A 9,710-nucleotide genomic window follows, 5' to 3' on the forward strand; every position below is an offset into this window, starting at 1 on the left:
CGATCCGCGGGTCGGCTCACAACCGGGCGGGGACCGCGCCCTTGAGGTCGGTCAGGCCGATGGTGTCGGCCATCTCGCGGTAGCCCCGGTCGCCGGGGTGGAGATGATCGCCCGAGTCGTACTCGGGGGCGTACCTGCGCGGGGCGTACGGGTCGCGCAGCGCCTTGTCGAAGTCGACGACGGCGTCGTACACCGTGCCGCTCCTGATCGCCGCGTTGACCCGCTGCCGTACGGCCTCCCGGGCCGCCGTGTACCGGGGGTAGCCGCCGAAGGGCATCAGGGTCGCGCCGACGACCTTGACGCCGTGGGCGTGGGCCTGGCGGACCAGGGCGCGCAGCCCGGCCAGGATCGCGTCGGAGTCGGCGTCGTGCAGGGTGTCGTTGACGCCGAGGTCGACGATGACGACCTTGACGTTCGGGCGGTCGAGCACGTCACGGGCGAAGCGGGTCAGACCGTCCTGGTTCTCGGCGGGCCGGCCGGCCTGACTGGTGAGTATCTGGTTGCCGCTGATGCCCTCGTTGACGACGCTGTAGCGCGGCACGTCCTTGCGTCCGGCCGCCACGGCCGCGCTCAGCCGCCGCGAAAAGGCGTCCGGCCAGCGGCGGTTGGCGCTCTGGGTCGAGGTGGACCCGTCGGTTATCGAGTCGCCGAACGCGACGACCGTGCCGGTCGCGTCGCGACTCAGCACGTCCAGCGCGGTCAAGTAGCGCCATACCGAGGTCCGTTGGGTGTACGGCGCGCCGCTCGGGTTCTCGACACGGTCGCCGTCGGCCAGGTACGAGGTCTGCCGGGCGTACGGGTGGAAGGTGACCGGGCCGGAACCGGCGGGGGCGTAGGTGGTGACCAACACGTCGGCACCCTGCGGGACTTGGAGGCGGACGGCGTCGCTCAGGACCTGCTGCCCGGCCGGGACGGTGACGGAGGTGGCGCCGCCGAAGGTGAGCCGGCGCATGGTGCCGGGGGCCGCGGCGGAACTGTTGTGGCCGGCCGCGAGGGCGATCGAGGCGTGGGTGAGGGTCAGCGGGGAGCGGCCGTAGAGGTTGGAGAGGGTGATCCGGGCGCTCGTCCCGGCGGCGCTCGTGTGGACGACGTTGCGCACCGAGCGGCCCGCCATGCCCGCCGCCCCGGTGCCGGGCTCGCCGCCCACCGGGGCGGCCGACCAGGCGCCGACCCAGGTGCCGGTCGAGGCGGGGGCGGCGGAATTGCCCCCGGAGCCGCCCCCGGCGGGGGAGTCGCCTCCGCTGCCGTCGCCGGCGGAGACACCGACGTAGATCCCGACGGAAAGGACCACGATCAGGGTGATGATCGCGGACAGCAGGGCACGCTGTTTCGTGGGGGGCACCCCCACACCCCCGGCAGGACGCTTGGTCACGCGGTGCGGATCTCCTCGGGTGAGTGGCAGGGCCCTGCCATTCTGCACTTTCGGGTGACGTCGGGAACTCCTGTTCTGTCCCGGGAGTCGGTCAGGAAGGGACAATATGCACGGTACCGGCGAACGGGTGGAGCGGATGGAACGTACGGAAGTGGGCGCCGAGGGCGACGGGCCGTCCTCCCGCCGCACGATGACCACGTTCAGCGCGGCCGACGAGGAGAAGCAGCGCGGCGTACGCCGGATGAAGCTGACGGCGCTGGCGCTGCTGCTCTTCGTGGCCGTCGTGTACGTCCTGGCCAAGTGGGCGTCGAACTCGGGCGCGGGCCCCTGGGCGGGCTATGTCGCCGCGGCGGCCGAGGCCGGCATGGTCGGCGCGATGGCCGACTGGTTCGCGGTCACCGCGCTCTTCCGCCACCCGCTCGGCCTGCCCATCCCGCACACCGCGATCATCCCCACCAAGAAGGACCAACTGGGCGTCTCCCTGGGCGAGTTCGTCGGCGAGAACTTCCTCTCCGAGGAGGTCGTACGACAGCGGCTGCGCGCCGTCGGCATCGGCAGCCGGCTCGGCGCCTGGCTGGCCGTACCGGACCACGCCGACCGGGTGACGGCGGAACTGTCGGCCGCCCTCCGCGGAGCCCTCACGGTGCTCCGGGACTCCGACGTCCAGGCGGTGGTCGGCGAGGCGATCACCCGCCGTGCCGACGCCCAGGAGATCGCGCCCGGCATCGGCAAGATGCTGGAGAAGATCGTCGCCGACGGCGGTCACAAGCGGGTCGTCGACCTGATCGTCACCCGCGCGCACGACTGGCTCGTCCTGCACGACGAGCAGGTCATGGACGCCGTCGAGGGCGGCGCGCCCGGCTGGACCCCGAGATTCGTCGACAAGCGGATCGGCGAGCGCGTCTACAAGGAGCTGCTCCGCTTCGTCACCGAGATGCGCGACATGCCCTCCCACCCGGCCCGCGGCGCCCTGGACCGCTTCCTCGGCGACTTCGCCGCCGACCTTCAGTCGGACACGGACACCCGCGCGCGGGTGGAACGCCTCAAGGGCGAGGTTCTCGGCCGCGGCGAGGTCCAGGATCTGATCGCCAGCGCCTGGACGTCCGTACGCTCGATGATCGTGTCGGCCGCCGAGGACGAACGCAGTGAGCTACGACTGCGGGTGCGGGCGTCCCTGCTGTCGCTCGGCGCGCGGATGGCGGTCGAACCGAAGCTCCAGGAGAAGGTCGACGGCTGGGTCGAGGGCGCGGCGGTGTACGTCGTCACCACCTACCGCAAGGAGATCACCTCCCTGATCACGGACACGGTGGCGAGCTGGGACGCGGAACACACGACCCGCAAGATCGAGGCGAACATCGGCCGCGACCTGCAGTTCATCCGGATCAACGGCACGGTGGTGGGTTCATTGGCGGGATTGCTGATCTATACGGTGTCGCGGCTGGTGGGGGTCTAGGAGCCAGAAGCCAGGAGCCAGGAGCCAGGAGCCGCGAGCCGGAGAAACTCCCTGACATTGCCGGATCTGAGTACGCGTACTCTGTTGCGCCGCCGCCGCACCGGGGAACCCTCGTACGTATGACCGAGAAGCTGCTGAGCCCCCTGCGGACGCGCCCCTGGCCGGAACGCTGGCTGACCCGCACCCTCGGCGCCGCCCTCGCGTCGGCGGCGTACTTCGTCTGCGTCGCCTGGACGGGGGCATCCGTCCCCGGCGTGCTGGTCCTCGCGGCGCTCCTGCTGCTCCTGGCGGGCTACCTCGGCCGCCGCGACGAGCCGGCCTGGCCGGTCCTGCTGGTGGCGGTGCCCCCGGCCGGCCTGATGTACGTCACCCACCCGCGGGGCTACACCAACTGGCCCGACGAGACCGAATGGCCCCAGCAGTGGGCGTTCGCGACGCTCGTGATCGGCGCGGGCGTACTGGTGGCATCGTCGGTGGGCCGACGCTTCCGCCCGTGCGAGGAGGACTCGACGGAGGACGTGCTGTCGGCCCACGGCTGCTGAACGGCCGTAGCGGACGGGCTTCGTGAGCGACGCGTCCCTTTGTCCCCGCCCGGGGGGACCCTCTCCGTAAAAGTGTGACGCTTCGGTGTCTGAGTGTCACACTTTCGAGCCGCACCCCCGGTCGCCGACGGAGTCAGGCACGCCGGTCCGCCACCACCCAGGACGCGACCGCGACGGCGCCCGCGACACCGAGGACCGCGGGCCAGGCGCCGACCTTCTTCGCCAGGGGATGGGAACCGGCGAACGCGGCGACATAGGCGACCGTGAGTGCCCCGGCCGCCTTTCCGCCGGCCCGCTGCCGCCACTGCTGCGCGGCGGCGGCTCCGGCAACGGCCAGTACGGCCCCGCCCAGTTGACGCTTCTTCGTCCAGCGGGCCACGCCGTACCCGCCGACGAGCCCGCCCGCGGCGACCACCGCGCTGGGAACGCTCGGGACCTTGGCCATGATGTGCCTCTCCGTTAGCAGGAAACCTTATTCGCGCGACAAGCATAGCCTGTCAAATACATAAGTGAATTCTCTGAATTCAGGCCGCATTGCTGTGGAACCTGAAACTTATTTTATCCACGTGACGGTCCATTGAGATTTCGGTAAGAACCTCGATAATGTTGTCAACAATCGCGCGAACGACCGGTCGGCGCTCCGCTGACGAGCGGAATCTCTGGAATTACCGAAATCGAAGGAGTTGTTCGTGAGCAGAGACAGAACCCGTCTGGTACGCACCAGACGGACCTGGCGCGGAATAGCCGGAGCCGTCACCGCAATGGTGCTGGTCGGCGGCGGTTTCGCCGTGGCGAATGCCTCGACGGACACCGGAACCGCGAAATCGGCGGCAGGCGTCAAGCGCCCGGTCGACAAGAAGGCCACCGGCACCGCGGCCGTGGTCAGCGCGGCCAACGAGTTCCTGAACACACTGGACGCCGACCAGCAGGCGGAGGTCCTGCTGGACTTCTCGCAGGCGAACGCGACCGCGTGGTCGAACCTTCCCTGCGGCTCGTCCTGCCGCCCCGGCATCCAGCTCGGCTCCCTGACGGACACCCAACTGGCCGCCGCCATGAAGGTGGTGAAGCTGGCCACAGGCACCGGCAAGGGCACCGGGTACGACCAGATCACGCAGATCCTCAAGGCCGACGACGTGCTCAACGCCGCACAGGCCACCAGTTCCGCGGGTCCGGCACCGTCGGACACCGCGTCGAGCACGGCCTCCGCGGACCCGTCCGCCACGGCCGACCCGTCCGCCAGTTCGACGGCCACCGACGCCCCGACCGACGTCCCGACCGGCACCCCGCCGTCCGGCGGCACCGGAGGCGGCGGAATGGGCGGCTACGGCAGCGGCGTCTACTTCCTGGCCTTCCTCGGCACCCCCTCGGTGACCGGCACCTGGCAGCTGCACTTCGGCGGCCACCACCTCGCCGTGAACCAGACCTACAAGCAGGGGAAGGTGGCAGGCGCCAGCCCGTTCTTCGTCGGTGTCGAGCCCAGCAGCTGGACCGCCGACGACGGCACCACGTACTCGCCCCTGGAGGCGCAGCGCAACGGCATGCTCGCGCTGACCGGCAGCCTGAGCACGGAGCAACTGGCCACGGCCAAGCTGTCCGAGTCGTTCAGTGACGTACTCCTCGGCCCGGGTGAGGACGGCCAGTTCCCGGCGACCAAGGAAGGCATCAAGGTCAGCACGCTGTCGCTGAAGCAGAAGCAGCTGGTCCTGAAGGCCATCCACCCCTGGATCGCCAACGTGGACGACGCCACCGCGAAGAAGCTCATGAAGACGTACGAGCACGAGCTGAACGAGACCTACGTCGCCTACTCCGGCACCACCGCCCTCGACACCCAGGGCGACTACGTGCGCATCGACGGCCCCGGCGTGTGGATCGAGTTCGTCTGCCAGAACGGCCTCGTCTTCCAGGGCAAGGTCCACTACCACACCGTGTACCGCGACCACACCCGCGACTACGGCAGCGAGTTCACCTTCTCATGACCCGACCGCGAACTTGGCTGACCACAGCGCTTCGCCTGGTGGCCGGGATCGCGATCGCGGTACCGGCGACGCTCCTGCTCGGAGCGTCGCCGGCCGCCGCGCACCCGATGCCGCACTCAGTGGTCCAGCTCGACGTGTACAAGGACTCGGTCACCGCCCAACTGGCCCTGCCGGTGGGCGACTTCGCGACGGCAAGCGGCATCGACCTCACCACCGTCAAGTCGACGGCCCTCCCCGCCAAGGCCAGGACGATCCGCACCTACCTCGCCGCCCACATCCACCCGACCACCCTCAAGGGCGAGGCCTGGCGGGTCACCATCGGCGCCCTGAGCCTCAGCCGCACCGAACAGACGTCGACCGGCCCCTACCGCGAGCTGGTCGCCAAGGCCGTACTCACCCCGCCCCCCGGCGCCGACGTACGCCATTTCACCTTCGACTACGACGTGATCGTGCACCAAGTGGTCACCCACGTAACGCTGGTGACGGTACGTCAGGACTGGGCGGCCGGCCGGGTCACCGGCGACGGCGCCACCCAGGTGGGCACCATCCGCCTCGACGTCCGCCACATGAAGGTCCCGCCACTGACGGTCGACCTCGGCAAGGGCAGCGCGTGGCGAGGCTTCGTGGCCATGCTCCGACTCGGCGCCGACCACATCCTCACCGGCACCGACCACCTCCTGTTCCTGCTCATCCTGCTGCTGCCCGCACCGCTGCTGGCGGCCGGCGGCCGCTGGAACGGCGGCCTGGCAGGCCCCCGTACGGCACTCACGCGCATAGCCCGCATCACCCTCGCCTTCACCGTCGGCCACTCGGTCGCGCTGGCCGCCGCCGCCCTGACCCGCCTCCAGATCCCCGGCCGCCCGGTCGAGGCGTTCATCGCGGCGAGCATCCTCGTGGGCGCGGTCCACGCGATCCGCCCGCTCTTCCCCGGCAGGGAAGCCCTCGTGGCCGGCGTCTTCGGCCTCGGCCACGGCATGGCGTTCTCCTTCGTCCTCGCCGAAATGCACCTGTCCACAGGCCAGTTGGCAAGCAGCCTCCTCGCCTTCAACCTGGGCATCGAACTGGTCCAACTCCTGCTGGTCTGCCTGGCGTTGCCGTCCCTGCTGGTGCTGGCACGCCTCCGGATACAGCCCGCACTACGCGTGACGGGAGCCCTCATCACGGCGACAGCAGCGATCGGCTGGCTGGCGGACCGCCTCGGCCTGCCCAACCCGGTGGCGAGGGCGGCGGACAGCGCGGGATCCCATACGACGGGGATGCTGACGGTGCTCGCGGTGACTGCCCTCGCGGCGATGACGGCCGTCGGCTGGACGCTGATCGTCCGCCAACGCGACGGCGGGCCGACGGAGTTGGAGACGGCGACGGAGCCCGCCGTATAGGGAAATATTTGCCGTCCCGGCATCTTTTCCCTTCCGGCAAGTCGGAGTACGGTCCGGGACGTGGCGACGGAGACCGGTCTACGGGAGCGCAAGAAGGCGCAGACGCGCGCCGCGTTGGCGAGCGCGGCGATGCGGCTGGCGTTGGAACGCGGGGTGGAGAACGTCACCGCCGACGCGATAGCCGAGGCCGCGGACGTGTCGCCGCGCACCTTCCGCAACTACTTCTCCGGCAAGGAGGAGGCGATCGTCGCCGAACTGGTCGACGGCATGGGCCACATCGCCGACGGACTGCGGGCTCGCCCGGCCGACGAACCGCTGTGGGAGTCGCTGCGACACGCGCTGACGTTCTCGGCGTTCCTGCCGCCGGAGCAGTTGGAGCAACTGGCCGTCAAGGTACGGATGGTGATGGCGAGCAGGTCCCTGCTGGGCTCACAGCTGGCGATCTTCGAACGGCTCGGCGAGCAGCTCACCGAGGTCATCGCCGAGCGCACCGGAACGGACGCGAGCCGCGATCTGTACCCGCGCCTGACGGGTGTCGTAGCGGCGAACGCACTGCGCCTGGCGGTCTTCATGTGGCTCGAGAGCGAAGGCGATTCGGACCTCGCCGAGCTGACGGCCGACGCGCTCGCACGACTGCGGGCGGGACTTCCCGAGCCGTAGGGACAACAACTCCGAGGAGGCATCACTCATGTACGACACGAGACAATGGCCGCCCGCCCGAAGTCGCCGACGTTCGCTGCTGAACGTCGTGGCAGGCGTCTGCCTGTTCTTGGGATTCTTAGGGCTCTCCGCGCCAACTGCCCAGGCCGCGACCGCGGTTGGTACGGCAACGGTCACCGGCCCGGTCACCGGCGGCAAGGGCGCCGTAGTACTGCAGGGCACGACCTTCGACCTCGCGAGCGTGGGATACACACAGTCGGAGTTCTTCCTCTCCGGCACGGCCACCTCCTACACACCGACCGCGCCGCTGGGCTCGGACGGCCGCTGGAGCGTGACGCCCGCGAGCACCGCACCGTACGAAACAAGGCTTGTCATGAACAGGCCATCGAACGCGGCCCGTTTCAACGGGACGGTCGTGGTGGAGTGGCTCAACGTCTCCGCCGGCCTGGACGTGGCCCCGGAGTGGATCTACACCCACAACGAACTGATCCGCGAGGGCTACGCCTGGATCGGCGTCTCCGCCCAGGCGACCGGCGTGGCCGCCACCAAGGCCGCCGACCCGGTCCGCTACGCGGCCCTGTCCCACCCCGGAGACAGCTACTCCTACGACATCTTCTCCCAGGCCGGACAGGCCGTACGGGACTCCGCGGCCACGATCCTCGGCGGCCTCCGCCCGCGCGCGGTGCTGGCCGAGGGCGAGTCCCAGTCGGCGTTCCGCCTCACCACGTACATCGACGCGGTCCAGCCCCTGGCGCACGCGTACGACGGATTCCTCGTCCACAGCAGGGCCGGATTCGCGGCAGCGCTCTCGCAGGCGCCCCAGGCCGACGTCCCCACTCCGGCGGTCGTCCAGTTCCGCACCGACACGGACGTCCCGGTGCTCACGGTGGAGACGGAGACCGACGTGATGCTCCTGGGATACGTGACGGCCCGTCAACCGGACACCACACGCCTGCGGTTCTGGGAGGTGGCGGGCACCGCGCACGCCGACGACTACGTCGCCAACGTCGGCGCCGCGGACACCGGTGACGGAACCGTCAGCCAAGGCGAGTTGGGCGCCATGCTCGACCCGCCCACCGGCACCCCCGGCTTCTCCTGCGCCGCCCCGATCAACACCGGCCAGGCGCACTACGTCATGGACGCCGCCCAACACGCCCTGCGCAGCTGGGTCTTGACCGGAATCGCACCGGCCAAGACCCCTCAACTCCAGGTGACCACGGGCAGCGACGGCACACCCGCGTTCGTCCTGGACGCCAACGGCAACGCCACCGGCGGAGTCCGAACCCCCGCCGTGGACGCGCCGGTTGCCGCACTGTCGGGCCTCGGCCAGACCGGCTCGGCACAGTTCTGCTTCCTCTTCGGTACGACAACTCCCCTGACCAGCGCGAGACTTGCCACCCTCTACCCCACGCACGCGGAGTTCGTGAGGCAGTGGGCGACCCGTACGGCGGCTGCGGTGGCGGCCGGAACGATCAGGCCGGCCGACGCGGCGGACCTCGTCAAGGCGGCGGTGAGGTCCGACATCGGGGGGTGAAGAGCCGGTCGGCTTACGGGCCGGTCGGCTTACGAGGAGAGCCACTCCGTGGCGTTGAGGGCGAGGGCGGCGTTGGTGGCGCCGGTGTCGTTCCAGCCGTCGTAGAGCGTGTTGCCGGACTGCCCGGTGCCGTCGTCGACCGGTGAACTGTCGCCCCAGAAAGCCACCTTGCCGCTCCCGAAGGTGCTGGTCGCGAAGAAGGCGCCGGTGTTGCCGGAGTAACCGCTGCGGTACAGCAGCCCCTTGGCGGCGGAGTTGTCGGCGGGCTTGATCGTGGCGGTCGTACCGTTGGCGATCAGGCTCTTGGTGACGGTACCGAAGGAGCCGTGCAGCACGGGGTTGGTGCTGTCGCTGATGGCGGCCGGATAACCGGAACTGATGTTCAGCGAGTCGATGGAGAACCCGAACGGGTCGGTCGAATCAACGCTGTTGTTGGTCATCAGATCGTTGAGGATCTGGACCGCGTCGTACCCGTCGTTGTTCCGGTCGGACCCGGTGTGGTCGGAGATCATGAACAGCCCGCCACCGGCCTTCACGAAGTTCATGATGGCCGTCTTCTCGGCGGTCGTGAACTTGATGTTGGGCTCGGGCAGGACCAGCGTGTCGAAGTTCGAGAGGTCGTTCGCCGACGATCCCCCGTAAGTCAGCGCGCTGGTCGCGGTCTTGAGGCTGTAGTCACCGGTCTTCTGCAAGGCGATGCCCCACGACGACAGTGCTCCCGTCCAGTCCTTGTCGGAGGAGGGAGAGGAATCCTGGGCAAGCGGATCGGGCTTGCTGGTGGAGATGATCCAGTC

Annotated in this window: 8 protein-coding genes and 1 pseudogene; 6 read left to right on the forward strand and 3 right to left on the reverse strand. The window is 69.7% G+C overall.

The features are described 5' to 3' along the window. Positions 1 to 16: 16 nt before the first annotated feature. Entirely contained in the window at positions 17 to 1,372 is a 1,356-nt protein-coding gene (locus tag JHN45_RS32705) for an SGNH/GDSL hydrolase family protein (protein ID WP_201052518.1), read from the reverse strand. Positions 1,373 to 1,478: 106 nt separating this feature from the next. On the opposite strand from JHN45_RS32705, the gene JHN45_RS32710 reads away from it, so the two are divergent. Both JHN45_RS32710 and JHN45_RS32715 read left to right on the forward strand, forming a co-directional pair. Further along, positions 1,479 to 2,825: a DUF445 domain-containing protein gene (locus tag JHN45_RS32710; protein WP_201052520.1), complete on the forward strand. Its 1,347-nt coding sequence runs from the start codon at positions 1,479 to 1,481 to the stop codon at positions 2,823 to 2,825. 119 nt (positions 2,826 to 2,944) lie between these two features. Further along, complete coding sequence (locus JHN45_RS32715; protein ID WP_201052522.1) at positions 2,945 to 3,367, forward strand: hypothetical protein; 423 nt, start codon at positions 2,945 to 2,947, stop codon at positions 3,365 to 3,367. Between the two features lie 133 nt (positions 3,368 to 3,500). Here JHN45_RS32715 and JHN45_RS32720 read toward each other — a convergent pair whose 3' ends face one another. Further along, on the reverse strand, positions 3,501 to 3,812 hold the full coding sequence (locus tag JHN45_RS32720; RefSeq protein WP_201052524.1) for a hypothetical protein: 312 nt from the start codon (positions 3,810 to 3,812) through the stop codon (positions 3,501 to 3,503). A 244-nt stretch (positions 3,813 to 4,056) separates the two neighbouring features. Between JHN45_RS32720 and JHN45_RS32725 the strand changes: the two genes are divergently transcribed. Genes JHN45_RS32725 through JHN45_RS32740 form a run of 4 tightly spaced genes read left to right on the forward strand, consistent with a single transcriptional unit; the run spans position 4,057 to position 8,916 of the window. Further along, the gene (locus JHN45_RS32725) at positions 4,057 to 5,343 is read left to right on the forward strand and encodes a DUF3500 domain-containing protein (RefSeq protein ID WP_307783263.1); all 1,287 of its coding nucleotides are present in this window, start codon (positions 4,057 to 4,059) and stop codon (positions 5,341 to 5,343) included. Then, complete coding sequence (locus tag JHN45_RS32730) at positions 5,340 to 6,722, forward strand: HupE/UreJ family protein (RefSeq protein WP_201052526.1); 1,383 nt, start codon at positions 5,340 to 5,342, stop codon at positions 6,720 to 6,722. The genes JHN45_RS32725 and JHN45_RS32730 overlap by 4 nt, the downstream gene beginning before the upstream one ends. A gap of 60 nt (positions 6,723 to 6,782) precedes the next feature. Beyond that, positions 6,783 to 7,382, forward strand: a complete 600-nt coding sequence (locus tag JHN45_RS32735) for a TetR/AcrR family transcriptional regulator (RefSeq protein ID WP_200715518.1) — start codon at positions 6,783 to 6,785, stop codon at positions 7,380 to 7,382. Positions 7,383 to 7,410: 28 nt separating this feature from the next. Beyond that, the gene (locus JHN45_RS32740) at positions 7,411 to 8,916 is read left to right on the forward strand and encodes an alpha/beta hydrolase domain-containing protein (protein WP_236584359.1); all 1,506 of its coding nucleotides are present in this window, start codon (positions 7,411 to 7,413) and stop codon (positions 8,914 to 8,916) included. A gap of 35 nt (positions 8,917 to 8,951) precedes the next feature. Here JHN45_RS32740 and JHN45_RS32745 read toward each other — a convergent pair. After that, positions 8,952 to 9,710, reverse strand: a pseudogene (locus JHN45_RS32745) (hydrolase); the annotation flags it as partial.

This window comes from Streptomyces sp. MBT53, from assembly GCF_016654115.1.
Lineage (GTDB): Bacteria > Actinomycetota > Actinomycetes > Streptomycetales > Streptomycetaceae > Streptomyces.

Bases quoted from the DNA above. Each gene is read 5' to 3' on its own strand.
- JHN45_RS32720 (WP_201052524.1), bottom strand. From the start codon at position 3,812: ATGGCCAAGGTCCCGAGCGTTCCCAGCGCGGTGGTCGCCGCGGGCGGG.
- JHN45_RS32730 (WP_201052526.1), top strand. From the start codon at position 5,340: ATGACCCGACCGCGAACTTGGCTGACCACAGCGCTTCGCCTGGTGGCC.
- JHN45_RS32715 (WP_201052522.1), top strand. From the start codon at position 2,945: ATGACCGAGAAGCTGCTGAGCCCCCTGCGGACGCGCCCCTGGCCGGAA.
- JHN45_RS32740 (WP_236584359.1), top strand. From the start codon at position 7,411: ATGTACGACACGAGACAATGGCCGCCCGCCCGAAGTCGCCGACGTTCG.
- JHN45_RS32710 (WP_201052520.1), top strand. From the start codon at position 1,479: ATGCACGGTACCGGCGAACGGGTGGAGCGGATGGAACGTACGGAAGTG.